Raw genomic sequence first — 25,103 nt, 5'->3', positions numbered from 1 at the left:
TGTTCAGGCCGATTCGAACAGGCGAGTCAACACAAATTCCCGGTGGCCCAGCGCTTCGGCTGCGGTGAGGCGCCCGTTGGCCGTGCGCAGCATGTTTTCCAGCAGTTGGTCACCCGCCTGGTCCAGCGTGATCTCGCGTTGCAGCAGGCCGGAGGTATCCACGTCGATGTGTTCGCTCATCAAGCGAACGGTGCGCGGGTTCGAGCAGATCTTGATCACCGGGACAATCGCGTTGCCGATCACGTTGCCCTGACCGGTGGGGAAGAAGTGAACCGCATAACCGGAGGCGGCACACAGTGTCACCATTTCGGCGGCGGCGCTCGACGAGTCCATGAACCACAGCCCCGGGTGTGTCGGCATCTCGGCCTTGTCGATGACGCCGTCCACCGTGCACTTTTTGCCGATCTTCTGGATGTTGCCCAGTGCCTTCTCTTCGATGGTGGTCAGGCCGCCGGCGATGTTGCCCTTGGTCGGCTGCGAGTCCGACAGGTCACTGGTTTTGTGGCGGTCGATCATGGCCTGGTAGCGGTTGAACATGAACATGAACTGATCGCGGATCGCATCGGTGGCGCAGCGCTCGGCCACAATTTTTTCACCGCCGGTGATCTCCGACGTTTCACCGAAGCACAGGTAATTGCCCAGCGGGTGCAGCTTGTCGAAAGCGTTGCCGACAGTCGGGTTGGCGCCGCAACCGGAGGTGGTGTCCGACTCACCGCATTTGGTGGAAACCCACAGTTCGGAGATCGGGCAGACCTCGCGCTGCTTTTCGCTGGCCCACTGCACGTACTCACGGGCGGCTTTGGACGCTCGCATGATGGTTTCGTGGTCGCCATGGCCTTCAATGCCAAAGCCCACCACCGGCTTGCCCGTCGTGGCGATGCCGTCCACCACTTTCTTGGTCCAGCTGTCCTCAATGCCGATGACGACGACAGCTGCGACGTTGGGGTTGCAGCCCGCGCCTATCAAGGTGCGGAAATGCAGCTCCAGGTCGGCGCCAAACTGCAGGCGGCCGTAAGGGTGCGGAATGGCCATCGCGCCCTTGATGTTGTGGGCCACGGCCTCGGCGGCGGCGTTGGACAAATCGTCCAGCGGAAGAATGATCACGTGGTTACGAACCCCAACCCGTCCGTTTTCGCGACGGTAGCCGAGGAAGGTGGTGTTTTTATCGATGACTGACATGGGGAGTCCTTAAAAAATTGTGAGGCATTTTGGGGGTTCAGCCAGCGTCGCGAGCGGTCTGCAGGCTAGGCGCGAACCGCAGCCGGGGTAACACCCGGCGAGGATTCGCAACGACGCATGCGGGTCGTGCAGTAGCTGGATGGGCCGTCAAATTACCAGCGCTTTGTCTTGATGTTGTGCACGTGCGCGTGCTGGCCGGCCTTGATGTCGGCCACGACCTTGCCCATGTCGATGCCGTACTTCCAGACGGTGTCGCCCGTGGCCATGTCCTTCAGCGCCACCTTGTGGCCGATCGGGATGTCCTGCTGCGCTTTTACATTGATCATGCGGTCTTCGTCCATGATCCAGCCGGTCATGTCCATGCCCGACTTCACACCTTCCACCACCACAACCGCCACGGTGTCCTTGGCGTCATGCAATACAAAATGAATCATTGTTTTTCCAGAGGTCCGAAGTTGAATCGAGCCGCCAGTCTAGGCGCGCTCAAAAGCTTGTCAATCAACTCATATAAATGACTTGTACGAGCCCCGCCCACAATGTTCCAATAGTCCGGTGCAGGTCAACAACAAAACGGTTCCCCCCCAAACCTCCCCGGCGGACGAGTCGCTGCCGCTGTACCGTCAGGTCAAGCGGGAGCTGCAGAAAATCATCGAAGACGGGCATTACGGTCCGGGAAAACCCCTGCCCAGCGAAGCCACACTGGCACTCGCGTTGCAGGTCAGCATAGGCACCTTGCGCCATGCGGTCGACGAGCTGGTGCATGAACATGTGCTGGTGCGGCGCCAGGGCAAGGGTACGTTCGTGGCGCCACACAACCGGGCGCGTTTCATGTTCCAGTTTTTCCATGTGGAGCCGCGCTGGGATCCGGAGGATGACACACCACAGGAGCAGGAGTTTCCCGAAATCACCTGCATGGCTTTCGCGCGTGACAATGCAGATGCGCTTGAAGCCCGGGCCTTGCGCATCAAGCCGGGTGAAGCGGTTTTCAGGATAGAAAACAAGCTGGCGCTGCGAGGGCGTCCGGTGGTGCACGACCGTCTTGCGCTGTCTGCCATGATGTTTCGCAATCTCACTGAAAAACGTTTTATCGAGAGGCCGGGCACCGTGTACGCGCTGTACCAGACCGACTTTGGCATCACCGTGCTGCGCGCCCAGGAGCGCGCTCGCGCTGTGCCGGCCAGCAAGGCCGTGGCGCGCGCTCTGGCCTTGCCGGTCGGTACCCCGGTCATGGAGGTGCACCGGCTGGCCTTGACCTTCGGCGACAAACCGGTGGAGTACCGGATTTCATCCATCAACACGCAGGCGCATGACTACGTCAGCATGTTGTCGAAAGCGTCATGAGCTGGGCACAAGCGGTGCGGCACGCGCCCGCCCGATGGCGGGCTCAGGTCGCGTCGCATTTTCCCGGCGTGCTGGTCTGCCTGGTGATTGCGCTGGCGGCCACCTTTGTTTCGGAGCATTACGGCGGGCCGCAACTGCTGTACGCGTTGCTGATTGGGCTGGCGTTTCATTTCCTCAATGGCCATACACGTGTGGTCACGGGTATCAACTTCTGCGGTCGTACGGTGCTGCGCGTGGGCGTGGCGCTGCTGGGAGCGCGCATCACCTTTGCGCAGGTGGCGCAGCTCGGGGTGCAAACCGCCGTGTTGCTGGTGCTGGCTGTGTTGCTGACCATCTTGCTGGGTGTAGTGCTGGCCCGCTGGCTGGGATGTTCGCGCGATCAGGGTTTGTTGACGGGCAGCGCTGTGGCGATTTGCGGCGCGTCAGCGGCGCTGGCGGTGTCGTCGGTGTTGCCGCAGACCCGCGAGAACGAGCGTTTCACCCTGCTGGCGGTGGTAGGCGTCACGGTGCTGTCGACGGTTGCCATGGTGATCTACCCCTTCAGCCTCCAGGTCATCGGCCTGGCACCGGCGCAGGCTGGCATCGTGCTGGGCGGCTCCATCCACGACGTGGCGCAGGTGGTGGCTGCGGGCATGATGCTGGGCCCGCAGGCTGGCGATGTGGCCACCGTGGTCAAGCTGTTCCGGGTGATGCTGCTGATGCCGGTGGTGCTGCTTATAGCGGTGCTGTACCGCCATCACCCGGCGGTCAAAACGCCGGATACCGAAGTGCCACTGATCCCCGGCTTCCTGCTGGCCTTCATCGTGATGGTGATGCTGGCCAGCGTGGGCACCATCACGCCGGTCATGGCGCAGGTGGCAGGGGACGTCTCGCGCTGGATGCTGGTGACGGCGATTGCCGCCGCCGGCGTGAAGACCAGTTTTGAAGACCTGCTCAAGCTCGGCTGGAAGCCGGTCGCCATGCTGCTGGGCGAGACCGTGTTTATTGTGGCGTTTGTGGTGTTGGGTGTGCTGTTGCTGCGGCTGGGCGGTGTCTGACGACGTCTTCAGGCCAGCAGGGCCAATGCAAACTCGCGGGCGTTGAAGGTTTCCAGGTCTTCGAGTTTTTCGCCGACACCTATGAAATACACGGGCACAGGCCGCAATGCCGGTGATGTTTTCTGACGTTCGCGTGCCCACAATGCAATGGCTGCCAGCACACCGCCCTTGGCCGTGCCATCGAGCTTGGTCACGATCAGGCCGGTCAGTTGCAGGATGTCGTCAAAGGCCTTCACCTGGCTCAGCGCGTTCTGGCCGGTGTTGCCGTCGATCACCAGGAGAACCTCATGAGGTGCGGTTGCGTCAGCCTTGCTGACCACGCGTTTGATCTTGCGCAATTCTTCCATCAGGTGAAGCTGCGTCGGCAAGCGGCCTGCGGTATCGACCAGTACCACGTCCTTGCCGCGCGCCTTGCCAGCGCTCACCGCGTCAAAACTCACAGCGGCCGGGTCGCCGCCTTCCTGGCTGACGATCTCCACTGCGTTTCTGTCGGCCCATACTTCCAGCTGCTCGCGGGCCGCGGCGCGGAAGGTGTCGGCTGCCGCCAGCAATACTGTGGCACCTTCACTGGCGAGGTGCCGGGTGAGCTTGCCGATGGATGTGGTTTTGCCTGCGCCATTGACGCCGGCGACCATGATGACAGTGGGTTTGTATTCGCCAATCACCAGTGCCTGTTCCAGGGGCTTGAGCAGGCTGGCCAGTGCTTCGGCCAGGATATTTTTGACGGCCACCGGGTGTGTGACGCCACTGCTTGCCACGCGCTGCCTGACCTCGGCCAGCAGGTAGGTGGTGGCGCTCACACCCGTGTCTGCCATCAGCAAAGCAGACTCCAGGTCTTCATACAGCGCTTCATCAATGCGGTTGCCGGTGAAAACGCCAGAGATGCTGGCGCCGGTCTTGTGCAGGCCTGATCGCAGCTTGCTGACCCAGCGCTCGCGCTCGGCCGGCACGGCGCCTGGCAGCGGAATGGCAATAGGTGTGACCAGTGCACTGCCTATCAGCCCGCCGCTGGCGGCAGCGGGCGTGGCCCTGTCCGGTAACACCAGTGGCGGTGCTGGTACGGGCGCAGGTTCGGTCGGGGGTGTGGGCTTTTTTTTCTTGAAGAAACTGAACATTGCTTGGGCTTTGGAGTCACACTATTCTATGAAACACACCACGCAGGGCTTGATCGGCATGTTTATCCGTTTTCCGGCACGTTCGTGCAAGCTCTTACTTCCTCTGGTTTTCGGCACTTTTTTGACAAACCCTGCGTGGTCGCAAAGCGCTGCGCCAATCAGCCAGTTCCAGCTGGCCAACGGCATGACCGTCATCGTCAAGACCGACCGGCGCGCACCCACGGCAGCGCATATGCTCTGGGTTCGGGTCGGCGCCATGGACGAGGTCGATGGCACCACTGGCGTGGCCCATGTGCTGGAGCACATGCTCTTCAAGGGTACGCCGGACATGAAGCCGGGTGAGTTCTCGCGCCGGGTCGCGGCGCTCGGTGGCCGCGAAAACGCCTTCACCAGCCGTGACGCCACCGGTTATTACCAGCAAATTCCCGCTGGCAAGCTGGAAGACGTGATGCGCCTGGAGGCCGACCGTTTTGCCCGCAACCAGTGGGCCGACGAAGAGTTCGTCAAGGAGCTGGAAGTTGTCAAGGAAGAGCGCCGCCTGCGTACCGAGGATTCGCCGCGCGCGCTGATGTACGAGGCCGCCAATGCCATCATCTTCACCGCTTCACCCTACCGCCGGCCTGTGGTTGGCTGGATGAGTGATCTGGACGCCATGAAGCCCGACGACGCCCGAGACTTTTACCGGCGATGGTACGTGCCGGCCAATGCGGCGGTGGTGATTGCCGGTGATGTGGATGTCGTGCAGGCGCGTGTACTGGCTGAAAAATATTATGGCCGCATTGCAGCGCGGCCGGTGCCTGCGCGCAAGCCCAGGCTGGAGCCGGAGCAGGCGGGCTTGCGCCAGCTGGACTTCAAGGCCCCGGCGAGCCAGGCCTATGTGAGCCTGTCGTACAAGGTGCCGGGTCTGCAAACGCCGGGTGCCGTTCCCGTTTCAGACGGCGGCTTTAACCGCGATGCGCTGGCCCTCGCCGTCCTTTCAGCCGTGCTGGACGGTTACAGCGGCGCGCGCCTGGACCGCGCATTGACCCAGGGTGACAACCGCCTGGCAGACAGTGCGGGCGCAGGCAGCGGCCTGATTGGCCGTGGCCCCCAGCTGTTCACGCTGGACGGCGTACCGGCTCAGGGAAAAACCACGCAGCAGGTGGCCGACGCCCTGCGCCAGCAAGTAGCGCTGATTGCGCGAGAGGGTGTCAGTCAGGCCGAGCTACAACGGGTCAAAACCCAATGGGTGGCGAGCGAAACCTACAAGCTCGATGCGGTTTTCAGCCAGGCGCGCGAGCTGGGCTCATACTGGATCAACGGCCTTCCGCTGGATACCGACAGGCGCCTGATTGCCCAGTTGCGCAGCATCACCAGCGCTGAAGTACAGGCCGTGGCGGCACGTTATTTTTCGGACGACCAGTTGACACTGGCCAGCTTGCTGCCGCAGCCGCCGGGTCCGCCTCGCGCCAGGCCAGCGCCAGCTGCGGGAAGCAGGCATTGAGTGCGGCTTGCCCGCTTGCCTTTCGCCGCTTCCACCACCTTTTGATTTCTGCGGGAACTGATGTGAAAATTGCTATCAAAAACAGAGCTGTTTGCGCAATACTGGTATGGGCTACAGGCCTTTTTTATTCTGGATTTGCACTGGCAGCGATTCCCATCCAGCACTGGACCCAGCCCGGTGGCGCCAGGGTGTATCTGATCGAAAGCCCGGCGATTGCCATGGTCGATGTGCAGGTCGACATGGATGGCGGGAGCCGTCGGGTTGCAGCCGACCAGGCGGGGCTGGCCGGTGTGACCGCGGCCCTGCTCTCCAAAGGGGTGGCCGCGCGCAACGGCGCGCCGGCGCTGGATGAAAACGCGCTGGGCGAAGCCTGGGCTGATCTGGGCGCGCAATTTGGGGTCTCTGCCGGCAGCGACCGCTTCAGTTTTTCGCTGCGCAGCCTCACCGAGCCGGATTTGCTGGAGCGGGCCGTCCAGCTGGCGGCGCGCCAGATCGCTGAGCCCGCGTTTCCCGATGCGGTCTGGCAGCGTGACCGCCAGCGCCTGCTGGCCCAGCTCAAGGAGTCCTACACCCGGCCTGCTTACCTGGCGGCCCGGGCATTTTCCGAGGCGGTGTACCGCAACCATCCCTACGGGCATGAAGTCAGTGAGGCCACGCTGGGCCGTATTGGAGTGGCCGACATGCGCGCGTTTCATGCGGGCTACATATCGGCGTGCAACGCCCGCGTCAGCATCGTCGGTGCGCTGACGCGTGCGCAGGCCGATGCCCTGGTGAAGGGTCTGCTGGCGCGGCTGCCCACAAGCGACTGCGCGGCCGTACCACCCTTGCCGCCGGTGCCCGAGGTGGCGGCGCTGGAGGCCGCCCGGTTGATACGCATACCGTTTGACTCGGCGCAGGCGCATGTGCTGCTGGGCCAGCCCGGCTACAAGCGCGATGACCCGGATTTTTTTGCGCTCACGCTTGGCAACTACGTGCTGGGCGGTGGTGGCTTTGTCTCGCGCCTGACCGAAGAGGTGCGCGAAAAACGCGGCCTCAGCTACAGCGTCTCCAGCTATTTCTCGCCTGGCCGACATGCCGGTGCTTTCACCCTGGGCCTGCAGACCCGGCCTGACCAGGCCGCGCAGGCCACCGAGGTGGCGCGCCAGGTGCTGGCCAGGTTTGTGGCAGACGGCCCCAGCGAAGCCGAGCTGCAAGCCGCACGGGACAACCTGATTGGCGGGTTTCCCTTGTTGATCGACAGTAACCGCAAGCTGCTCGGTAACCTCTCCAACATCGCCTGGAACGACCTGCCGCTCGATTACCTCGACAGCTGGACCGCACGCATCGCCAAAGTGAGCGTGGCCGATGTCAGAGCCGCATTTGCACGCAAGCTGCAGCCTGAAAAAATGGTGACTGTTATTCTTGGGGCCGCTCCAAACGCCACACCATGAAATACACCCCCGCTTCCAGCGCCAAACCAGCCCCCGCCACTGCCGCCGCAACGCGCGCCAGGTCGGGCAAAGTGGTGGCACGCAAAACCGTGCCGCCCGGCGAAGTACGCATCATCGGCGGGCAGTACAAACGCAGCAAGCTGCCGGTGGCCAACAAGCCGGGTTTGCGGCCCACACCAGACCGCGTGCGCGAAACCGTTTTCAACTGGCTGGGGCAAGACCTGACCGGCTGGCGCTGCATCGACGTGTTTGCCGGCACCGGCGCTTTGGGTTTTGAAGCCGCCTCGCGCGGTGCCGCAGAGGTCTTGCTGTGCGAGCAGGACGCCGCCCTGGCAGCTCAGCTCAAGGCGCTTCAGGACAAATTGCATGCGACCATGGTGAAAGTCGAGCGCTGCGACGGCCTGGCGGTTTTGCGCCGCTTGTCTGCGGGTAGTCAGCAACTGGTGTTTCTGGACCCACCGTTTGACTCGCCGCTGTTCGAGCCTGCGCTTCGTGCTGCCGCCCAGGCGGTGGCCGAGCCCGGTTATGTGTATCTGGAAGCACCGCAGGCGTGGGCCGACGAGGCACTGGCCGATTACGGCCTGCAGGTGCACCGCAGCGGCAAGGCGGGCGCGGTGTTTTACCATTTGCTGGTGCGCGCCCCGGCTTTGCGGCAACCAGCCTAGGAGGCTGGGCGGCAGAAGGGTCGTCGGCTGCAAAGCGACCGCAGCGGTCCGTTTTTCACCGTCTTTTTGCCTCATAGCTACGGCTATGGGCCTACAAACCCGGCAAAAACCGTCCTCGCTGGGGCCGCTTTTCGCTTCGACGCCTTCTGCCGCCCAGCCTCCTGGCCCTTCGGGCGGCAGGGGCGGGCGGCCCCTGAGGTAGCGCGGCATAATTGCCGCATGGCAGCAAACCCCCGCGTTGCGGTTTATTCCGGCACCTTCGACCCCTTCACCCTCGGTCATGCAGACATCGCGCGCCGCGCTGGCGGCTTGTTTGACCGGCTCGTCATCGGGGTTGCCGTTGCCCACCACAAGAAGACGCTGTTCAGCCTGGAGCAGCGGCTGCAGCAGGTCAAAGACGAAACCCAGGCCATGGGCCACGTCAGCGTCCTGCCTTTTGACGGCCTGATCATGGATTTTTGCGTGGCTCAGCAGGCGGTGGCCGTGGTGCGTGGCGTTCGCAACCTGACCGATTTCGACTACGAAGCGCAGATGGCAGCCATGAACCGCAAGCTGCAGCCTGGCGTTGAAACCGTGTTTTTGCTGCCTGATGCGCCGCTGCAATGTATCAGCAGCACCCTGGTGCGTGAGATCAGCAAGCTGGGCGGCGACGTGGGGCAGATGGTCAGCCCCGCAGTGGCCGCAGCCCTGCAAGGGGCGCACGCGCCGCAACAGGCAGGCTGAGCATGGCCTTGTTGATCACCGACGAATGTATCAACTGCGACGTGTGCGAGCCGGAGTGTCCCAATCAGGCGATTTATCTGGGCAAAGAGATCTACGAGATCGACCCGCAACGTTGTACGGAGTGTGTGGGGCATTTTGACGAGCCGCAGTGTGTGCAGGTCTGTCCGGTGGCCTGTATTCCCCTGAACCCGGCTTTCATCGAAGACCAGGAGACGCTTTGGCAGAAATACCGGCGTTTGCAGGCCGAGTCTGCTGCTGGTGTCGTCCAGGCTCGGGGCTTATAGCCTTTTCGGAGTTTGGCCCTTGACTGGCGGGTGTGAGTAGCTATTGAATTTATAGCGAATTTCGCACCGCTTCTCGTCATCCCGGGCTGGCCCCGGGATCCATGTTTGTTACCTCGTACTGTTGGGTGTGCCTACAAGCCGGGGGTTGCCCGGCGGCAACTCACTTTTCTTTTGCGTCGCCAAAAGAAAAGTAAGCAAAAGAAAAGGCGACCCGATGGTCTGGGTCCTTCCGCTTCGCTCCAGGCAACCTGTGGTGCTCGTCAAAAGCGGGGTCTCGCTCGAACTCGCCTCCGGCTCAGACAATCGCGAGCCCTGATCCGCTTTTGCCTGCGCTCCTCGGCCCAGCCCGACGGGTGGGGGAGAAGAAAACGAATGCCGGGGACATAAATCCGGAGCAGAAGAAGCGCGCAGCGCTTCTTCTGCGGGAATCCCAAGAGTCGGTCATGTTTGCACGCGAGAGCAGCACACGCGGCCAAATGAAGTCCCCCTCCATCGCCCAGCGGGGCGAGGGAGGGGTTAGGGGTGGGAGTGGGGAGTCTGTCCTACTGTCCAAGGCAGTCCACAGCAGCAGCGTGATGCCTCTAATCGTTTTCCGAGTCTTCAGCCTCAGGCTTGCGCGGCGGCTTGGGCCGCTGCGGCGCACTGGTGTGGATCAGCATCGTGGCTTTTTCCATCTCGCCGGCAAGCAGCGCCGGTACCGCCTTGAGTGAGCGGGTGATGCTGTCCTCAATGGCCACCCGGTGCTCCTGCGACGGCTTTTTCAGCACCCAGTTGATGACTTCGGACTTCACCCCGGGATGGCCGACACCTATGCGCAGCCTCCAGTAGTCGCCGGTGCCGAGCTGCGCGTGGATGTCGCGCAGGCCGTTGTGGCCGGCGTGGCTGCCGCCGAACTTGAGCTTGGCCTGGCCCGGCACGATGTCCAGCTCATCATGCGCCACCAGGATTTCTTCGGGCGCGAGTTTGAAGAAGCGCGCCAGCGCCGCCACGGATTTGCCGGACAGGTTCATGAAGGTCAGGGGCTCCAGCAACCAGACGGTTTGACCGGCGATGGTGGTGCGTGCTACACGGGCGTGGTAATTTTTGTCCAGCGCCAGGGACAGTTTGAGTTCACGCGCCAGCGCCTCGGTCCACCAGAAGCCGGCGTTGTGGCGTGTTGCCTCGTATTCGGTGCCCGGATTGCCCAGGCCCACAAAAAGTTTGATCATGCGATGGATGAAGCTGAAAGATGCTGCCGACGTGGCTGCCCAGAGGATTATCGCAAGGCAGACCGCCGCCCAAGAAAAACGGCCCTTGTCCTCCGCAGAGAACAAGGGCCGCTGGCTTTTCAGGCCACTGCCGCAGGAGGTAAATTACTTCTTGGCAGCAGGCTTGGCCGCATCGGCTTTGGCGCCGGCTTTGGCGTCCTTGGCGGCAGCGGCTTTGGCAGCTTTCGGGTCAACTGGCGCAGCGGCTGCTGCAGCGGCTGCTGCATCGGCTTCTGCTTCGGCTGAGACGGCCGACACGGAAACCAGAACCGGATTGTCCTGGGTGCCTTTGGCAACAAGTTTCACGCCTTTGGGCAGTGTGATGTCCTTGGCGCGCAGCGAGTTGCCTTTTTTCAGGCCGGTCAGATCGACGGCAATGAATTCAGGCAGGTCTTTTGGCAGGCAGGAGATGCTCAGCTCGGTCAGCACATGGTTGACGAGACAGTTCTCGGCTTTGACCGCTGGGGACTCTTCTTCACCGCTGTAGTGCAGTGGCACTTTCATGGTCAGGCGGGTTTTCGCGTCAACGCGCTGGAAGTCGATGTGCAGGATCAGTTGCTTGAACGGATGCATCTGCAGATCGCGCAGCAGGACTTTTTCAGTCTTGCTGCCCATTTCCATCTCGAGGACGGAAGCGTGGAAGGCTTCTTTCTTGATGGCGTGCCAGAGTGCGTTGTGATCGAGTTCGATCAGCGACGGCTCACCGGTACCACCATAAACAATACCGGGCGTGCGGCCGGTGATGCGGAGACGGCGGCTCGCACCCGTACCCTGCTTGGCGCGCTCAAAAGCGACGAATTTCATAATCTTCTCCAAAAGAGGTGGGCCGCGACCAGCTCACCCCGACATGGAAAGTCCCATAAATCCCGTCTTTGGGCGCATGGCGGCGTTGCGTGGTGCTCGGAATCCTCATGCACTGAAGTGCATTCCGGTGTCCTGCGCTCCGGGCGCCTTGCCCTGCATCCCCATAACGGAATTTCTGAAACTTTCCTAAAAAAGCTGCACAAAAATGCAGCCGGCTTTTTGCCCCGGATCAGAACAAATTGTCCTGGTCCGAGAACAAACTCATGACCGACTCACCGTTGGCAATGCGCTGGATTGTTTCGGCAATCAGCGGGGCCACGGAGAGCTGGCGAATTTTCTTGCAGTCCTGGGCCGCCTGGCTCAGGGGAATGGTGTTGGTGATGACCACCTCGTCGAGGGCTTCACCTTGCGCAATGCGTTCAATGGCCGGGCCCGAAAAAATCGGGTGCGTGCAATAGGCATAAACCTTTTTGGCGCCGCGCTCTTTCAGCACCTCGGCTGCCTTGACCAGCGTGCCGGCCGTGTCAATCATGTCGTCCATGATCACGCAGTTGCGCCCGTCGATGTCACCAATGACGTGCATCACTTCCGACACATTGGCCTTGGGCCGGCGCTTGTCGATGATCGCCATGTCGCAGCCGAGCTGCTTGGCCAGTGCCCGTGCGCGCACCACGCCGCCGACGTCGGGTGAAACCACCATCAGGTCGTTGTAGTTTTTCAGGCGCAAATCGCCCAGCAGCACCGGTGAGGCATAGATGTTGTCCACCGGGATGTCAAAAAATCCCTGTATCTGGTCGGCGTGCAAGTCCATGGTCAGCACACGCGAGACACCCACCGCCTGCAGCATGTTGGCCACTACCTTGGCGCTGATGGGCACACGTGCCGATCGCGGGCGACGGTCCTGGCGGGCGTAGCCGAAGTAGGGAATCACGGCGGAAATGCGCTCGGCGGAGGCGCGTTTGAGCGCATCGACCATGATCAGCAATTCCATCAGGTTTTCATTGATTGGAGCGCAGGTGGACTGCACCACAAACACATCGCGCGCGCGCACATTCTGCTGGATCTCGACCGTCACTTCGCCGTCTGAAAAGCGGCCTACATGGGCCGCACCGAGCGATATGCCCAGGTGCTGCGCGATTTCAGAGGCCATGCTCGGATTGGCATTGCCTGTAAAAAGCATGAAGTCGGAGTGGTGCGGTTGCATGTGGGGCCCAGCTGGTGTCTAGAGATGAACGAGGCTGAATGGAAGGTGGCAATAACGCACTTTAAACATGGACGCCCTCTGGCTGCTGGGTGTGCATGTGGCCTGGAGTGGATTTTGCGGGAGGCAGACCCGAAAATTCAAGCGCAGATACTGGCAGTCAGCAAACACAGGCCCCCGACATCGGGGGCCTAAAAACACGGGCCCCTCAAGGGACCCGAAAATTTTGGCAGGGGTGGAAGGAGTCGAACCTGCGAATGCCGGAATCAAAATCCGGTGCCTTAACCAACTTGGCGACACCCCTACACAGGTCCACTGCTTCTTTCCCGAACCTGTCAGACAGACAGGTGGCGGGTCAGGGCAATCAACCTATAAACCGTTGTTTCCGGAAACACATGTCATGGCGCCGGGTTTACCAGCCAGCCAGGGGATGTGCCTCCAGGTTGCTGCATGTGCGGACTTGCCAGTCGCCCGGGGCGACTGCCAGCGTCATCGCATGCGGCAAATGCGCAAATACAGCACTTCCAGAGCCAGTCATGCGGCCCTTTAAATGCTGCATGGAAAGCCAATCAAGGGATTGACCAACCTGCGGACACAAGGCCTGCGCGACTGGCTGCAAGTCGTTATGGCCGAATTCGTAAACAGGGCCATTTGAGTTTGCAGCAAAGCCTTGGATTGTAGCAGTTTCTGTGTCGCGTTTGAGCTCGGGCGCCCGGAAAATGGCGTCGGTCGGCAGGCCGGCAAGGGGCTTGACCACCACGAAACGTGCGGCCGGCAGCGCCAGGGGCGTGATCTTTTCGCCTATCCCTTCCACCCACGCATGGCCACCTGAGAGAAAAAATGGCACGTCGGCGCCGAGTTTCAGCGCAATGGCCTGCAAGTTGGCTGGCGGCAGGCGCACGCCCCACAGGCGCTGAAGCGCCAGCAGGCAACTCGCGGCGTCCGATGAGCCCCCGCCCATGCCTGCCTGCGCAGGAATGCGCTTTTCCAGCCCGATGTGAACCCCCAGCGACGTGCCCGAAGCGTTTTGCAGCGCCCGGGCCGCACGTACGACCAGGTCTTCGGCCGGCAGCGCCTCTGCGCTGCCGGTGCCCAGATCGCTGCGTGTGATCTGCCCGTCGGTGCGCAATTCGAAATGCAGGGTGTCGCACCAGTCGATGAGCATGAAAACCGACTGCAGCAAATGGTAGCCATCGGGCCTTCGGCCGGTGATGTGCAGGAACAGATTGAGTTTGGCCGGCGCCGCAACGTCGTAGAGGGCCTTCAGCGGCGCGGCAGCGCGGATGGGCTGCTGCTGCATCACCGTGCCAGCACCACCCGCAGGTCGGCGCGCGGCAGCGGTATGCTGCGGCTGGCCGAGATGCGGCCTTCGGCCTGTTGGGTAAGGTCGGCGGTCCAGCCATCTGCGGCGGTGTTTTTGCCGCGCAGCCAATCAAACAGCGCGGGCACGGGCAGGGCCGCACCAGTGGCTTTTTCGATCAGCTCACCCACCGAGGCAAATCGCTGGATCTGGTTGCCCGAATCAAGCACCGCTTCTTCGGCAGACCAGCGCAGCAACGCCAGGCTGTTGCCCAGCGGACTGTTGAGTACCAGCTCGCCCTGCGCGGCTGATCCCTTGAGTTCAAAACCGGCAAAAAAGGCCTGGGGCGGTTCGCTCTGTACCTGCAGGCTGATGCGCCCGGTCCACGATGAAACTTCAGCATCATTTGGGGCTGCAGCCCTTGGTGTTTGTGCACACCCAGCTATAAAAACGGTAGCAAACCAGAGGCTGGCCAGCAGGCCCAGACGGCGCGTAAGGACGGCATCCACGCGGGCTGGCGCCTTCACAGCCGCACGCGCAGGCGCTTGAGAGTGCCCAGCAGGGTCTCGTTGTCGGGATTGAGTAGGGCACCCTCTTTCCAGATCGCCAGCGCGCGGTCGCGCTGTCCCATGCTCCAGAGCACCTCACCCAAATGCGCGGCGATTTCTGAGTCGGGCTTGGCCCTGTAGGCAGCCTCGAGGATTTTCAGGGCCTCGGCCTTGTTGCCCATGCGAAATTCGACCCAGCCCAGGCTGTCCTGGATAAACGGGTCTTGTGGCGCGTATTCCAGCGCTTTCAGGATCAACTGCTTGGCCTCGGGCAACCGTATGTTGCGCTCAGCCAGCGAGTACCCCAGCGCGTTGTAAGCGTGGTGATAGTCCGGCTTGCGTTGTATCACCTGGCGCAGCAAACGCTCGGTTTCTGGCAGCAACTCCAGTTTTTCGGCCAGCATGGCCTGGTCGTAAACAAGCTCGGGCTCGTTCGGGTAGCGGGCCACGGCCTGCGCCAGCAGGTCGTAGGCGCTGCGGTACTCTTTTTGTTCGCGCAGCAAATTGACCTCGGCCATCAGCTTGATGCGGGCCTCTTCAGCGTTGCGTTCGGGCAATTGCTGGAGCAACTGGCGGGCCTCGCTGAGTTTGCCGCGTTTGGCCAACAGCGAGGCGCGCCGGGTTTGGGCCTGAACCAGCTCCTGGGAGTCCGGAATTTTGTTGAGCCAGAGTTCCGCTGCCGCATAATCCTTGCGTTTTTCAGCCACCTGCGCCAGCGCAAGGTAGGCCTGCGACGGGCCACGACCGGCCTGGGCTTCTCCTTGTCCGGCAAGCTCCAGGTAACGCAGCAGCGAGGCCTGCGCCGCAGCCAACTGGTTGTCCTGCAGTTGCAGCGACCCCAGCACCAGCCAGCTTTCAGGGTAGTCGGGCTTGTCGCGCGTCACCATCTGTAGTTGGGTGCTGGCTTCTGCATATCGTTGCGTGTCCAGAAGGGCGCGTGCATAGGCCATGCGGATTTCAGGCTGGGCCGCGGCGTTGATATTCAAATACGATTGCACCAGCGCTTCGGCGCGGGGCATCTTCGGGTCCATCAGCTCCAGCGCCAGCAGCGCCGGGGCCTCGGCTTGCGGGCTGATCGCCTGTCCGCGTTCTGCCGCGTTCAGTGCACCAGGCATGTCGCCTGCGGCAAGGCGCATGCGCCCGACTGCGGCCCAGGCGGCAGTGCTTTCGGGCGTGCTGGTTTTGAGCTCGGCGGCCAGCGCCTGTTCAAACAACTCGGTGGCCAGTTTTTTGTCGCCCACGCGGGCAAAAAAGCGCGGCAGGTTAATGATCGCCTGCGTGCGTTCTGCGGGTGCTGCCAGTTGCACATCGGCCTTGAGGTGCTCCACGGTTTCGGTCAGGCGGTTCAACGCCACCAGGATTTGCAGAACGTAGCGGTTGGCCTCGCGCGACGCAGGCTGGGCCTGGCGCCAGGCCCGGGCAGCCTGCAGCGCTGCGTCGCCGGAGCGTGATTGCAGGGCAATATCGGTGGCGCGCTGGTACAGCTTGGCGTCGCCGGTTTTGCGTGCAGCATCCAGAATCAGGGCAAAGCCGGCGGGGGCATCCCCATTGCGCAAGGTGATTTCGCCGATCAGCACCTGGTAAAACAACTCACCGTCCAGGCTGGAGGCCGCCGGTGGCCTGGCCACGCTGGCCGCCGGCGCATTGGGCCGCGCGGCCGCGGGTTCTGCCGGCACCGTCGGGGTGGTCTGGGCCAGTACCGCTGGCACTGCCAGACAGAGCGCGCTGAAAACGCTGAAAAGTGGGTTCATCAAGCCATGATAATTGAAGCACCGCGCCGACACAGGCGCTCCCGACCGATTGCCCCATTGCATGCCCGAATTGCCCGAAGTTGAAGTCACCCGGCTGAGTTTTGCCGACCGTATCGCCGGGGCCGAAATCCTGGATCTGGAGATGGGCAAAGCGCTGCGCTGGCCGCTGGGCTGCGAGCCGTCGCAGCTGGTGGGTCACACGGTGCTGCAGGTGCGCAGGCGCGGCAAATACCTGTTGCTGGACACCACCGGCGGACTGCTGCTGATTCATCTGGGCATGTCGGGCAGTCTGGGTTTTGGCACGCACTTGCCGCCGCCCGGCAAACACGACCATTTTGAAATGCGCACCAGCACAGGCCGTCTGCGCCTGCATGACCCGCGCCGCTTTGGTGCGGTGGTGTACGCCTCCAGCGAAGACGACCCGGCAGCCCGCAAATTGCTGGGGCACCTGGGGGTGGAGCCTCTGAGCGATGGCTTTGATGCGCTGGCTTTTCATCGCGCGCTGCAATCGAAGCAATCGGCGATCAAACAGGTGCTGCTGGCTGGCAATGTGGTGGTGGGCGTGGGTAATATTTACGCCTCCGAGGCGCTGTTTCTGGCCGGTATTCGTCCCACCGTGCGGGCGGCGCGTCTGAGCAAACCGCGCGCGGCCAGGTTACATGCGGCGATTCGCACGGTTTTGGCGCGCGCGCTTGAAAAGGGCGGCAGCACCCTGAAGGACTTTTCCAACGCCCAGGGCCAGAGTGGCTACTTTCAGCTGGAGGCCATGGTGTATGACCGGGCCGGGCTTCCCTGCAAGGTGTGCGCTGGCCTGGTGCGCAGCCTGCGGCAGGGCCAGCGCTCCACCTTTTTCTGTGTCAACTGCCAGAAACCCTGAACGCCGGGCGGAGTACTTCAATGCCTGTTTCGGGTAGGCGATGCTATATTGATTGACCTATGTCTGCGGCGCACCATGTCCTTTAACGAAAAATTCGACCAGCACGGCGCCTGGCGGCGCGAGTTTGCCTTGCGGCTCAAGCTCCTGTCTGAGTGGATGAAAGACCACGACCTGCTCAATGCGGCGGTGGAAGAGCGCTTGCTCAGGCTGGAAGCGCAGGTGCGCTCCGACAAGGTCATGGTGGCTTTTGTGGCCGAGTTTTCGCGCGGCAAGTCAGAGCTGATCAACGCGATATTTTTTGCCGGTTATGGTCGCCGCATCATGCCGGCCAGCGCCGGCCGCACCACCATGTGCCCGACCGAACTGGGTTACGACGCCGAGGTGCCGCCCTGCCTGCGTTTGCTGCCGATTGAGACCCGGCTCAAGCCCCAGGCACTGATGGAGTGGCGCATGGTCCCGGAAAAGTGGACGCGCATTGACCTGGATGTGAACGACCCGGTGCAGCTCGCGCAGGCGCTTGAAAAAGTGGCCGAGGTGCGGCATGTGAGCCGCGACGAGGCCCGCGCGCTCGGGTTCTGGCACGACGAATCGCCCGATGACAACCCCCGCGTGGGTGCAGACGGCCTGATTGAAGTGCCCAAGTGGCGCCACGCCCTGATCAACATCGCCCATCCGCTGCTCAAGCAGGGCCTGGTCATTCTGGACACCCCGGGGCTCAACGCCATAGGCGCAGAGCCGGAGCTCACCGTCAGCCTGATTCCGCAGGCGCATGCGGTGGTGTTCATTCTGGCGGCAGATACCGGCGTCACCAAGTCCGACCTGGCCATCTGGCGCGAGCACCTGATCACCGAAGACCAGAGCAACGAATCCCGGCTGGTGGTGCTCAACAAGATCGATACCTTGTGGGATGCACTCAGCTCACCCGCTCAGATTCAGGCGCAGATTGACCGCCAGCGCGCAACATCAGCAGAAATCCTGGGTTTGCCGGTAGAGCAGGTGATCCCGGTGTCGGCCCAGAAGGGCCTGGTCGCCAAAGTCACTCGCGACGACAAGCTGCTGCAGGCCAGTTGCCTGCCCGCGCTGGAGCAGGCGCTGGGCCAGGGCGTGATGGGGCAGCGCCAGAAAATCCTGCGCTCGGCCGTGGCCGGCGGCATTGCCGAGCTGCGGGCTGAGGCGGGGCGCGTGATCCACATCCGCCGCCGAGACCTGGCTGAACAGATGATTGAGTTGCGCGGCCTGCGCGGCAAAAACGACACCGTCATCAAGCACATGCGCTCGCGCATTGAGCAGGAGCAGGTCGAGTTCAACACCAGCGGCGCCAAGATACAGGCGGTGCGCTCCATCCACCTGAAGCTGCTCCGCGAGGTGTTTCACCTGCTGGGTACACCGACTTTGAAAACCGAGCTGGCGCAGCTGACCGACGCGCTCAAGCAACCCGGCATCAAGCTGGGGGTCAAGAAAGCCTATGGGCAGACTTTTGCGCGGCTGCGCGAAGGTTTGCAGAAAGCACAAAGCACCAGCGCAGAAATCCATAACATGCTGGGCGGCTCTTTCAAGCAACTCAATTCCGAATTCGGTTTTTCCCTGCAGGCGCCTAAAGAGCCGGAGATGAGCCGCTTCATGGTCGATCTGGAGCAGATTGAACGCAGCCACCTGCAGTACCTGGGGGTGGCCAACATCCTCAAACTCGCGCAGCCCGAATTTTCCGAGCGCCTGGTCCGGGCCCTGGCGACACGTCTGCGCGTGGTGTATGAAACCGCGCTCGGCGAAGTCGAACTCTGGAACAAGTCGGCCGCTTCCCAGCTGGATGCACAGCTCAAGGAGCGCAGGCGCAACTTCAGCCGGCGTATCGAGGCGATTGAACGTATCCAGCATGCCGCCACCGGGCTCGACGAACGGATTGCAGAGATTGATGCCCATGAGGGCGCCATCAATGAGATGGACAGCAAGCTCGACGAACTGACGGCCCGCTTGTTGGAGACGCCGCATGAGCAGCAGGCGCCCGCTGCAGCCATGCCGGTGCTGGCCGCAGTGGTGGCCGCTTGAAGGCCGGGTGACCTGCCGCCTTGCCCGCTGACCCTGCCACGTCCCCGATCACCGCTTTGCCCGGCCTTTCCACCGAATTGCTGGCGCAATTTTCTGCGGATGTGGTGCGCTGGCAGAAAAGCCATGGCCGCCACGGTCTGCCCTGGCAGAACACGCGCGACCCGTACCGCGTCTGGCTGTCAGAAATCATGCTGCAGCAAACCCAGGTGGCGACGGTGCTGGACTACTACACGCGCTTTTTGCTGCGGTTTCCGGCGGTCGCCGATCTGGCCGCAGCGCCGCTGGACGAGGTGCTGGGTCTGTGGAGTGGCCTGGGTTATTACAGCCGCGCCCGTAACCTGCACCGCTGCGCGCGGGATATTGTGTCTTTGCATGGCGGGCAGTTTCCGCAGACTGCCGAGCTGCTGCAAACCCTGCCCGGCATCGGGCCATCCACAGCGGCAGCGATTGCCGCTTTCTGCTTTGGCGAGCGAGTGGCGATTTTTGACGGCAATGTCCAGCGTGTGCTGGCGCGGGTGACTGCTTTTGCCGGCGATCTGGCGTCCAGTGCCCAGGCGCGCGAACTGCAGGCGATTGCCACCGCCTTGCTGCCGCAGCGCCAGCTGGGCACCGCGATGCCGCGCTACACGCAGGGCTTGATGGACCTGGGCGCAACGGTCTGCACCATCCGCCAGCCAGCCTGTTTGCTGTGCCCGGTGCAGGCCTTGTGCCGGGGTCTGGCCACGGGCGAGCCGCAGGCCTACCCGGTCAAGACCCGCAAGCTCAAACGCAGCGCGATGGCGCTGAGCCTGCTTTGGGCGCAACAAGCCGACGGCTCCGTCTGGCTGGAGCGCCGACCGGCGCCCGGCATCTGGGGCGGGCTGTATTGCTTTCCGGTGTTTGACAGTGAAGATGCCTTGCTGGCTGCATTGCCGGTGAAGTTTCAGACTCGCCTGAGTGCAGTCACACCTTTTGTGCATGTGCTGACCCACAAGGACATGCGCCTGTCGCCGATGCTGCTGCAGGTGTCGGCGCGTGAAGCAAAAAGCATCCAGCTTCCGGGGCAGGGTGCGTGGGTGGCACGCGATGTATGGCTTGGCCTGGGCCTGCCAGCGCCCATCCGAAAACTGCTGGCGCTGCATGCTTTGACCGTTTCAACCTGAGGTTTATAGTCAAATCGGCCTCCGGCCCTTATTCGACGGGTGCAATCAGCTATCAAATCAGGAGCGTTTTTCGGCCTGTCCCGAAGTGACATGGAGGGCCGAGTCGAGCTCACGGTGGCGCTTGAGCGTGACCCAGTTGGCGCTGAACGCTGATGCCAGCCGCTCCACCAGGTAAACCGAGCGGTGCTGGCCGCCGGTGCAGCCGATGGCCACCGTCACATAACTGCGGTGGTCGCGCACCAGCGCCTGCAGCCAGTGGCCGATGAACTGCTCGATGTGCCGGAACATGTCATCCACATCGGCATGCGCCTGCAGGTAGCTCACGACCTCGCTGTCCTTGCCGGTCAGGTGGCGCAAGCCGGCTTCATAGTGCGGGTTGGGCAGCATGCGCACGTCGAACACATAGTCGGCATCGACCGGCACGCCGCGCTTGAAGGCAAAGGACTGGAACACCAGGGTGAGCTGGGCCGCTGGCGACGAAATCAGCGCCTTCACGTAGCCCTGCAACTGCGACGAACGAATCATGCTGGTGTCGATCACATGGGCGTGTTCGCGCAGCTCGCCCAGCAGTTCGCGCTCTTCGTTGATGGCATCGACCAGCGCGCGCTGCTGGTCCGACGCATCGCGGCGCGACAGCGGGTGCAGACGCCGGGTTTCCGAGAAGCGCCGCACCAGCGTGTCGGTGCTGGCATCGAGAAACACCGACTGCACGGCCACACCCTGCTCGCGCATCTGCCTGAGTTGTTGCGGCACCAGCGGCAGCGAGACGGCGCTGCGCACGTCCATCGCGATGGCCACCTTGCTCGCGCCGTGCTGCTTCTCAAGTGCCACAAAAGACAGCAGCAATTCCGGCGGCAGATTGTCCACGCAGTAATAGCCGGCGTCTTCGAGCGCATGCAGGGCCACGGATTTGCCCGACCCCGACATGCCGGTGATCAGCACCATATCGAGAACCGGCGCGTTGCTCATTGGCCCAGCATCTCCTTGGCGTGTGCCAGTGTGGTGCTGGACAGTTTCTCGCCGCCCAGCATGCGCGCAACCTCGGCAACGCGCTGCTCGCCATGAACCGGGGCGACGCTGCTGGCGGTCTGGCCCTTGTCGCTGCGTTTGGCTACCAGCAGGTGGTGATCGGCGCAGGCGGCGACCTGTGGCAGGTGCGTGACGGCCAGCACCTGACGGTCTTTGCCCAGCTGCTTCATCAGCCGGCCCACGGTTTCTGCGACGGCCCCGCCGACACCGGAGTCCACCTCATCAAAAATCAGCGTCTGCGCCTGGCCCAGCTCGCTGGTGGTCACTGCAATGGCCAGCGCAATACGCGACAGCTCGCCGCCCGAGGCCACCTTGCCAACCGCGCGCGGCGTGCTTCCGCTGTGCCCGGCGACCAGAAACTCAGCCTGCTCCAGCCCGTGCTGGGCCGGTTGCGGCAGCGGTGTCAGTGCCACTTCAAACTTGCCGCCCTGCATGCCCAGGCCCTGCATGGCCTGGGTAATGGCTTTGGCAAGCTGGGGTGCGGCTTTGCCTCGCGCTTTCGACACCTTGCCCGCCTCTTCTGTATAGGCCGCCCTGGCCAGTTTTTCGGCCTGTTCAAGTCCAACCAGATCGGCTGCTGCGTCCAGCTGGCGCAGCTCCCGGCGCCAGCCGGCCAGCAGCTCGGGTAGATCGGCCGGTGTGCGTTTGTAGCGCCGTGCCAGGCTGACCCATAGTGCCAGGCGCTCGTCAAGTTCGGCCAGGCGCTGCGGCTCCAGCTCTGCGTGTCGGGCATAACCATTGAGCGAATGCACCGTGTCTTCAACCTGCGCCAATGCGCTGCCCAATACCTCAGTCAGACCCTTGAATTCGGGTTCAATGTGCGCCTGATTTTGTAGCGACGAGAGCGCCCGGCCGATCAGCGCGGCGGCGTTGTCATCGGCCTCTTGCAGGGCGTCAAGCGCCGCCTGCACGGCATCGCGCAGCGCCTGGACATGGGACAGCCGGCTGTGCTGGGTGTTGAGTTCGTTCCACTCCTCGGCGCCGGGTGCCAGCTTGTCGAGCTCGCCAATTTGCCAGGCCAGGCGTTCGCGTTCGCGCTGCAGGCTGTCTTGTGCGTCGCGCGCTTCCTGCAAGGTTTTGTGTGCGCCGCGCCAGCCCTGCCACTGCTGCACCAGCGCGTGCGTGGACAGCCCGGCGTAGGCGTCAAGCAGGCCGCGTACCGCATCAGGCCGCGTCAGGCTTTGCCAGGCGTGCTGGCCGTGGATGTCCACCAGCAGGTCGGCGATTTCACGCAATTGTGTGGCCGTAGCCGGGCTTCCGTTGACCCAGGCACGGCTTTTCCCCTGGGCATCGACCGTGCGGCGCAGCAGCAACTCGTCGTCACTGGCAAAGCCGGCTTCTTCGAGCCATCCGGCCAGGGAAGCGGGCGCATCAAAGGTGGCGCTGATCTCGCAGCGCTCTGCACCCTCACGTACTACGCCGGCGTCGGCGCGTGCACCCAGGGCCAGTTGCAGAGCGTCTATCAGTATCGATTTGCCGGCGCCGGTTTCGCCAGTCAGGACGCTGAAGCCGCCTTCAAGATCCAGTGCCAGTTCGCGGACGATGACGAAGTCGCGCAGGGCAATACTTTTAAGACTCATGGGAGAACCTCCGCGCTGCGCACTGCGGTATTTCCCTTGGGGCGGTCCGGCGGCTCATGCCACACCCTCGTTCCAGTGCAGTTTTTTACGCAGGGTGTCAAAGTAGCTCCAGCCCCTGGGATGCAAAAACCGCATCTGGTAATCCGAACGCCGCACCGTGATGCGGTCACCGTGCAGCAGGCTGGCCAGCGACTGCATGTCGAAGTTGGCACTGGCGTCGCGGCCGGCCACAATTTCAACCGTGATCTCACCCGTGTCGGGCAGCACGATGGGCCGGTTCGACAGCGTGTGAGGCGCAATTGGCACCATGACCCAACCTGAAATGGAGGGATGCAGCAGCGGCCCGCCCGCCGACAGCGCGTAGGCGGTGGAGCCGGTGGGGGTGGCGATGATCAGGCCGTCGGCGCGCTGGTTCGCCACAAAACGGCCATCGACTTCCACACGGAGTTCGACCATGCCGGCCGACGCGCCGCGGTTGACCACCACATCGTTCATGGCTGTGGCACTGAAGACGCAGCGTCCGTCACGCACAACCTCGGCCTGGATCATCCAGCGCCGGTCTTCTTCAAATTCACCGCGCAGCATGGGCCCCAGCGCCGTCTGAAAATCCTCAAAAGCGATGTCGGTGATGAAGCCCAGGCGACCCTGGTTGATCCCCACCAGCGGCACACCAAACTGGGCCAGCTGCCGCCCTATGCCCAGCATGGTGCCGTCACCGCCGACCACCAGGGCCAGGTCACACTGAGCGCCGACGGCTGCCACGTCAAGTACGGGGTACTGCGTCAGGCCGGTGTTGCTGGCGGTGTCCTTTTCGAGGGCGACCTCGCAGCCTTGGGCGTGCAGGAAGTGCGCAATTTCTTCCAGCGCGGAGCGCGACCCCTGAGCGTGGTACTTGCCAATCAGGGCGACGTGACGAAATTGCGACTTCATCGCCAAATTACATCACAACATGGTGAACAAGCTTCGTAGAATGGCCCCATGCTTGATGAACGTGCCCGCCTGTTGTTAAAAGCGCTTGTAGAGCGCTACATCGCCGACGGTCAGCCAGTCGGCTCGCGCACCTTGTCCAGGGCCTCCGGGCTGGACCTGTCGCCGGCGACGATACGCAACGTCATGAGCGATCTGGAAGAGCTGGGCCTGATCGTCAGCCCGCACACCTCTGCTGGCCGCATCCCGACGGCACGGGGTTACCGGCTTTTTGTCGACACCATGCTGACCGTGCAGCGCGACCAGTTTTCAGCGGGGGGGCCTCTGGCCGCTCCCCGGCTGGCGCCGGACCAGCCGCAGAAGGTCTTCAGCAACGCTGCAAACATGTTGTCCAGCCTGTCGCAGTTTGTTGGCGTGGTGATGGCGCCGCGCCGCACCTCCGTGTTTCGCCACATCGAATTTTTGCGTTTGTCGGAAAAACGCATCCTGGTCATCATCGTCTCGCCCGATGGCGATGTGCAAAACCGCGTCATCTTCACCGAAACCGACTTCACCCAGACCCAGCTGGTGGAAGCCGCCAACTTCCTCAACTCGCATTACGCCGGCATGGCCATCGAGGAAGTGCGTGAACGTCTGGCGCGCGAAGTCGAAGCCCTGCGCGGCGAGATTGCCAGCCTGATGCAGGCGGCGGTGCAGGTCAGCTCCGAGGCGATCGAGTCGCGCGACGAGGTGGTGATTTCGGGTGAACGCAACCTGCTGGCCGTCAGCGATTTTTCTGGCGACATGGGCAATTTGCGCAAGCTGTTTGACCTGTTCGAGCAAAAGGCCCAGCTGATGCGCCTGCTTGACGTGTCCAGCCGCGCCGAAGGCGTGCGTATCTACATCGGCGGCGAAAGCCAGGTGGTGCCTTACCATGAGCTGTCCGTGGTGACGGCGCCGTATGAGGTGGACGGCAAGGTGGTGGGCACGCTGGGTGTCATCGGCCCCATGCGCATGCCCTACGAAAAAATGATCCAGATCGTCGATATCACCGCCAAGATGGTCAGCAGCGCGCTCAGTCACAGCAAGTAGCGACACCTTACAATCTGCCTTGGCGACGTGGGGCGTTAGCTCAGTTGGTTAGAGCAGAGGACTCATAATCCTTTGGTCCACAGTTCAAGTCTGTGACGCCCTACCACCCAATTACGCTATAATTTGAGGCTTAGCGGCTGTAGCTCAGTTGGATAGAGTACTTGGCTACGAACCAAGGGGTCGTGGGTTCAATTCCTGCCAGCCGCACCAGACGTCAAGCCCTGGAACTGCAAGGTTCCAGGGCTTTTTCGTTACGATGTTCTTCTCTGAACACGTTTTTACCCCCAAGCTCCCATGAGCAAAGCCTTCACCAAAGAAACCGA

At 62.6% G+C, this 25,103-nt stretch carries 23 protein-coding genes and 3 tRNA genes; 13 read left to right on the top strand and 13 right to left on the bottom strand.

Translation table 11 applies throughout. The features are described 5' to 3' along the window. Nucleotides 1-3 precede the first annotated feature (3 nt). Entirely contained in the window at nucleotides 4-1,179 is a 1,176-nt protein-coding gene (locus Q8L50_RS18145; RefSeq protein ID WP_305350031.1) for a UxaA family hydrolase, read from the bottom strand. A 152-nt stretch (nucleotides 1,180-1,331) separates the two neighbouring features. Beyond that, the gene (locus Q8L50_RS18140; protein ID WP_305350030.1) at nucleotides 1,332-1,613 is read right to left on the bottom strand and encodes a UxaA family hydrolase; all 282 of its coding nucleotides are present in this window, start codon (nucleotides 1,611-1,613) and stop codon (nucleotides 1,332-1,334) included. Nucleotides 1,614-1,731: 118 nt separating this feature from the next. Here Q8L50_RS18140 and Q8L50_RS18135 point away from each other — a divergent pair, with 118 nt between their 5' ends. Together Q8L50_RS18135 and Q8L50_RS18130 are read left to right on the top strand one after the other, a co-directional pair. Further along, the gene (locus Q8L50_RS18135) at nucleotides 1,732-2,520 is read left to right on the top strand and encodes a GntR family transcriptional regulator (protein ID WP_305350029.1); all 789 of its coding nucleotides are present in this window, start codon (nucleotides 1,732-1,734) and stop codon (nucleotides 2,518-2,520) included. After that, nucleotides 2,517-3,557, top strand: a complete 1,041-nt coding sequence (locus Q8L50_RS18130; RefSeq protein ID WP_305350028.1) for a YeiH family protein — start codon at nucleotides 2,517-2,519, stop codon at nucleotides 3,555-3,557. Before Q8L50_RS18135 ends, Q8L50_RS18130 begins: the two co-directional genes overlap by 4 nt. An 8-nt stretch (nucleotides 3,558-3,565) precedes the next feature. Here Q8L50_RS18130 and ftsY read toward each other — a convergent pair whose 3' ends face one another. Continuing rightward, nucleotides 3,566-4,672: a signal recognition particle-docking protein FtsY gene (ftsY, locus tag Q8L50_RS18125; RefSeq protein ID WP_305350027.1), complete on the bottom strand. Its 1,107-nt coding sequence runs from the start codon at nucleotides 4,670-4,672 to the stop codon at nucleotides 3,566-3,568. A 28-nt stretch (nucleotides 4,673-4,700) separates the two neighbouring features. On the opposite strand from ftsY, the gene Q8L50_RS18120 reads away from it, so the two are divergent. From Q8L50_RS18120 to Q8L50_RS18100, 5 genes are all read left to right on the top strand, one after another. Further along, nucleotides 4,701-6,155 (top strand): pitrilysin family protein, encoded by a 1,455-nt coding sequence (locus Q8L50_RS18120; protein WP_305350026.1) that lies wholly within the window; start codon nucleotides 4,701-4,703, stop codon nucleotides 6,153-6,155. A 62-nt stretch (nucleotides 6,156-6,217) separates the two neighbouring features. Next, nucleotides 6,218-7,585 carry a M16 family metallopeptidase gene (locus Q8L50_RS18115; RefSeq protein WP_370869835.1) on the top strand — a complete coding sequence of 456 codons (1,368 nt, stop codon included), beginning with the start codon at nucleotides 6,218-6,220 and terminating at the stop codon, nucleotides 7,583-7,585. Further along, nucleotides 7,582-8,250 (top strand): 16S rRNA (guanine(966)-N(2))-methyltransferase RsmD, encoded by a 669-nt coding sequence (gene rsmD / locus Q8L50_RS18110; protein ID WP_305350025.1) that lies wholly within the window; start codon nucleotides 7,582-7,584, stop codon nucleotides 8,248-8,250. The genes Q8L50_RS18115 and rsmD overlap by 4 nt, the downstream gene beginning before the upstream one ends. A gap of 219 nt (nucleotides 8,251-8,469) precedes the next feature. Then, on the top strand, nucleotides 8,470-8,973 hold the full coding sequence (gene coaD / locus Q8L50_RS18105; protein ID WP_305350024.1) for a pantetheine-phosphate adenylyltransferase: 504 nt from the start codon (nucleotides 8,470-8,472) through the stop codon (nucleotides 8,971-8,973). Nucleotides 8,974-8,975: 2 nt separating this feature from the next. Next, entirely contained in the window at nucleotides 8,976-9,257 is a 282-nt protein-coding gene (locus Q8L50_RS18100; protein WP_305350023.1) for a YfhL family 4Fe-4S dicluster ferredoxin, read from the top strand. A gap of 581 nt (nucleotides 9,258-9,838) precedes the next feature. Here Q8L50_RS18100 and pth read toward each other — a convergent pair. From pth to Q8L50_RS18065, 7 genes are all read right to left on the bottom strand, one after another. Further along, the gene (gene pth, locus Q8L50_RS18095; protein ID WP_305350022.1) at nucleotides 9,839-10,465 is read right to left on the bottom strand and encodes an aminoacyl-tRNA hydrolase; all 627 of its coding nucleotides are present in this window, start codon (nucleotides 10,463-10,465) and stop codon (nucleotides 9,839-9,841) included. A gap of 144 nt (nucleotides 10,466-10,609) precedes the next feature. Next, nucleotides 10,610-11,308, bottom strand: a complete 699-nt coding sequence (locus tag Q8L50_RS18090; RefSeq protein WP_305350021.1) for a 50S ribosomal protein L25/general stress protein Ctc — start codon at nucleotides 11,306-11,308, stop codon at nucleotides 10,610-10,612. Nucleotides 11,309-11,537: 229 nt separating this feature from the next. Beyond that, nucleotides 11,538-12,512, bottom strand: coding sequence for a ribose-phosphate pyrophosphokinase (locus Q8L50_RS18085; protein ID WP_305350020.1), 975 nt, complete (start codon nucleotides 12,510-12,512; stop codon nucleotides 11,538-11,540). 224 nt (nucleotides 12,513-12,736) lie between these two features. Then, a tRNA-Gln gene (locus Q8L50_RS18080) sits at nucleotides 12,737-12,813 on the bottom strand. Between the two features lie 108 nt (nucleotides 12,814-12,921). Beyond that, entirely contained in the window at nucleotides 12,922-13,776 is an 855-nt protein-coding gene (ispE, locus tag Q8L50_RS18075) for a 4-(cytidine 5'-diphospho)-2-C-methyl-D-erythritol kinase (RefSeq protein ID WP_305350117.1), read from the bottom strand. A 32-nt stretch (nucleotides 13,777-13,808) separates the two neighbouring features. Continuing rightward, nucleotides 13,809-14,318: a lipoprotein insertase outer membrane protein LolB gene (locus tag Q8L50_RS18070; RefSeq protein ID WP_305350019.1), complete on the bottom strand. Its 510-nt coding sequence runs from the start codon at nucleotides 14,316-14,318 to the stop codon at nucleotides 13,809-13,811. 14 nt (nucleotides 14,319-14,332) lie between these two features. Continuing rightward, complete coding sequence (locus tag Q8L50_RS18065; protein WP_305350018.1) at nucleotides 14,333-16,108, bottom strand: tetratricopeptide repeat protein; 1,776 nt, start codon at nucleotides 16,106-16,108, stop codon at nucleotides 14,333-14,335. A gap of 61 nt (nucleotides 16,109-16,169) precedes the next feature. Between Q8L50_RS18065 and mutM the strand changes: the two genes are divergently transcribed. From mutM to mutY, 3 genes are all read left to right on the top strand, one after another. Next, the gene (gene mutM, locus Q8L50_RS18060) at nucleotides 16,170-16,985 is read left to right on the top strand and encodes a bifunctional DNA-formamidopyrimidine glycosylase/DNA-(apurinic or apyrimidinic site) lyase (protein ID WP_305350017.1); all 816 of its coding nucleotides are present in this window, start codon (nucleotides 16,170-16,172) and stop codon (nucleotides 16,983-16,985) included. 75 nt (nucleotides 16,986-17,060) lie between these two features. Beyond that, nucleotides 17,061-19,031: a dynamin family protein gene (locus Q8L50_RS18055; RefSeq protein WP_305350016.1), complete on the top strand. Its 1,971-nt coding sequence runs from the start codon at nucleotides 17,061-17,063 to the stop codon at nucleotides 19,029-19,031. Between the two features lie 47 nt (nucleotides 19,032-19,078). Continuing rightward, on the top strand, nucleotides 19,079-20,173 hold the full coding sequence (gene mutY / locus Q8L50_RS18050; protein WP_370869839.1) for an A/G-specific adenine glycosylase: 1,095 nt from the start codon (nucleotides 19,079-19,081) through the stop codon (nucleotides 20,171-20,173). Between the two features lie 57 nt (nucleotides 20,174-20,230). On the opposite strand, the gene rapZ is transcribed toward mutY, so the two are convergent. Genes rapZ through Q8L50_RS18035 form a run of 3 tightly spaced genes read right to left on the bottom strand, consistent with a single transcriptional unit; the run spans nucleotide 20,231 to nucleotide 23,712 of the window. Continuing rightward, nucleotides 20,231-21,142: an RNase adapter RapZ gene (gene rapZ, locus Q8L50_RS18045; RefSeq protein WP_305350015.1), complete on the bottom strand. Its 912-nt coding sequence runs from the start codon at nucleotides 21,140-21,142 to the stop codon at nucleotides 20,231-20,233. Continuing rightward, nucleotides 21,139-22,782 carry a DNA repair protein RecN gene (recN, locus tag Q8L50_RS18040; RefSeq protein WP_305350014.1) on the bottom strand — a complete coding sequence of 548 codons (1,644 nt, stop codon included), beginning with the start codon at nucleotides 22,780-22,782 and terminating at the stop codon, nucleotides 21,139-21,141. Before recN ends, rapZ begins: the two co-directional genes overlap by 4 nt. Before the next feature lie 54 nt (nucleotides 22,783-22,836). Continuing rightward, nucleotides 22,837-23,712, bottom strand: coding sequence for an NAD kinase (locus Q8L50_RS18035; protein WP_305350013.1), 876 nt, complete (start codon nucleotides 23,710-23,712; stop codon nucleotides 22,837-22,839). Between the two features lie 48 nt (nucleotides 23,713-23,760). Between Q8L50_RS18035 and hrcA the strand changes: the two genes are divergently transcribed. The 3 genes from hrcA to Q8L50_RS18020 all read left to right on the top strand — a co-directional run bounded on the left by hrcA (nucleotide 23,761) and on the right by Q8L50_RS18020 (nucleotide 24,990). Continuing rightward, on the top strand, nucleotides 23,761-24,780 hold the full coding sequence (gene hrcA / locus Q8L50_RS18030; RefSeq protein ID WP_305350012.1) for a heat-inducible transcriptional repressor HrcA: 1,020 nt from the start codon (nucleotides 23,761-23,763) through the stop codon (nucleotides 24,778-24,780). A gap of 29 nt (nucleotides 24,781-24,809) precedes the next feature. Further along, a tRNA-Ile gene (locus Q8L50_RS18025) sits at nucleotides 24,810-24,886 on the top strand. Nucleotides 24,887-24,913: 27 nt separating this feature from the next. Continuing rightward, nucleotides 24,914-24,990: transfer RNA gene (locus Q8L50_RS18020), tRNA-Arg, on the top strand. The last annotated feature ends 113 nt before the right edge of the window (nucleotides 24,991-25,103 follow it).

The organism is Polaromonas sp., from assembly GCF_030680935.1.
Taxonomy (GTDB): domain Bacteria; phylum Pseudomonadota; class Gammaproteobacteria; order Burkholderiales; family Burkholderiaceae_C; genus Polaromonas.
The sequence above is the reverse complement of the archived record's forward strand: the minus strand, read 5'-3'. Positions and strand labels throughout refer to the sequence as shown.

Excerpts from the sequence above, each read along its gene's own strand:
- Q8L50_RS18140 (WP_305350030.1), bottom strand. The coding sequence starts at position 1,613 with ATGATTCATTTTGTATTGCATGACGCCAAGGACACCGTGGCGGTTGTG.
- Q8L50_RS18120 (WP_305350026.1), top strand. The coding sequence starts at position 4,701 with ATGAAACACACCACGCAGGGCTTGATCGGCATGTTTATCCGTTTTCCG.
- Q8L50_RS18090 (WP_305350021.1), bottom strand. The coding sequence starts at position 11,308 with ATGAAATTCGTCGCTTTTGAGCGCGCCAAGCAGGGTACGGGTGCGAGC.
- hrcA (WP_305350012.1), top strand. The coding sequence starts at position 23,761 with ATGCTTGATGAACGTGCCCGCCTGTTGTTAAAAGCGCTTGTAGAGCGC.
- coaD (WP_305350024.1), top strand. The coding sequence starts at position 8,470 with ATGGCAGCAAACCCCCGCGTTGCGGTTTATTCCGGCACCTTCGACCCC.
- Q8L50_RS18145 (WP_305350031.1), bottom strand. The coding sequence starts at position 1,179 with ATGTCAGTCATCGATAAAAACACCACCTTCCTCGGCTACCGTCGCGAA.
- ftsY (WP_305350027.1), bottom strand. The coding sequence starts at position 4,672 with ATGTTCAGTTTCTTCAAGAAAAAAAAGCCCACACCCCCGACCGAACCT.
- rsmD (WP_305350025.1), top strand. The coding sequence starts at position 7,582 with ATGAAATACACCCCCGCTTCCAGCGCCAAACCAGCCCCCGCCACTGCC.
- Q8L50_RS18085 (WP_305350020.1), bottom strand. The coding sequence starts at position 12,512 with ATGCAACCGCACCACTCCGACTTCATGCTTTTTACAGGCAATGCCAAT.
- Q8L50_RS18055 (WP_305350016.1), top strand. The coding sequence starts at position 17,061 with ATGTCCTTTAACGAAAAATTCGACCAGCACGGCGCCTGGCGGCGCGAG.
- mutM (WP_305350017.1), top strand. The coding sequence starts at position 16,170 with ATGCCCGAATTGCCCGAAGTTGAAGTCACCCGGCTGAGTTTTGCCGAC.
- Q8L50_RS18065 (WP_305350018.1), bottom strand. The coding sequence starts at position 16,108 with ATGAACCCACTTTTCAGCGTTTTCAGCGCGCTCTGTCTGGCAGTGCCA.
- Q8L50_RS18130 (WP_305350028.1), top strand. The coding sequence starts at position 2,517 with ATGAGCTGGGCACAAGCGGTGCGGCACGCGCCCGCCCGATGGCGGGCT.
- Q8L50_RS18035 (WP_305350013.1), bottom strand. The coding sequence starts at position 23,712 with ATGAAGTCGCAATTTCGTCACGTCGCCCTGATTGGCAAGTACCACGCT.
- Q8L50_RS18100 (WP_305350023.1), top strand. The coding sequence starts at position 8,976 with ATGGCCTTGTTGATCACCGACGAATGTATCAACTGCGACGTGTGCGAG.
- recN (WP_305350014.1), bottom strand. The coding sequence starts at position 22,782 with ATGAGTCTTAAAAGTATTGCCCTGCGCGACTTCGTCATCGTCCGCGAA.
- pth (WP_305350022.1), bottom strand. The coding sequence starts at position 10,465 with ATGATCAAACTTTTTGTGGGCCTGGGCAATCCGGGCACCGAATACGAG.
- rapZ (WP_305350015.1), bottom strand. The coding sequence starts at position 21,142 with ATGAGCAACGCGCCGGTTCTCGATATGGTGCTGATCACCGGCATGTCG.